The organism is Mesorhizobium sp. M7A.F.Ca.MR.362.00.0.0 (genome assembly GCF_004023175.1).
Taxonomy (GTDB): domain Bacteria; phylum Pseudomonadota; class Alphaproteobacteria; order Rhizobiales; family Rhizobiaceae; genus Mesorhizobium.
In genome coordinates, this window is sequence record NZ_RZTF01000005.1 from 5906 (window position 1) to 6336 (window position 431).

1 pseudogene is annotated in these 431 nt (G+C 58.7%); it reads left to right on the plus strand.

The window, feature by feature from the left end:
* Window positions 1–184 precede the first annotated feature (184 nt).
* A pseudogene (locus EOC06_RS41480) lies at window positions 185–431 on the plus strand (ABC transporter substrate-binding protein); the annotation flags it as partial.

Genomic DNA, 431 nt, shown 5'->3' on the forward strand with positions numbered 1-431 from the left:
CAGTCGGCGCAATTTTCCACGCCTCCGGCGAAGCCGTCCCTCACCAACCTGGTCCGGCACGAAGCGTACATTTCGAGCGCGCCGGCGGTGTTGACAACATTGATCGCTAGTCTACACTCAAAATTGTATACAAAATAGCATGCCAAATCAAAAACAATGGGAACACCGGTTGGAGAGCCGAAAAATGAACAGAAACGTTAGCATCGTTGCGATGGCGGGCCTCATGGCTTCGTTCGCAGCCCCCGCCATGGCGGGCGACACCATCACCGTCGCCTCATGGGGCGGCACCTACCAGGAGGCGCAGACCAAGGCGTTTTTCAAGCCGACCGCCGACGCGCTCGGCATCACCATCAAGGAAGACACCACCAACGGCCTCGACGACGTCCGGCTGCAGGTGACCGGCAATGCGGTGAAGTGGGACATCACCGAAC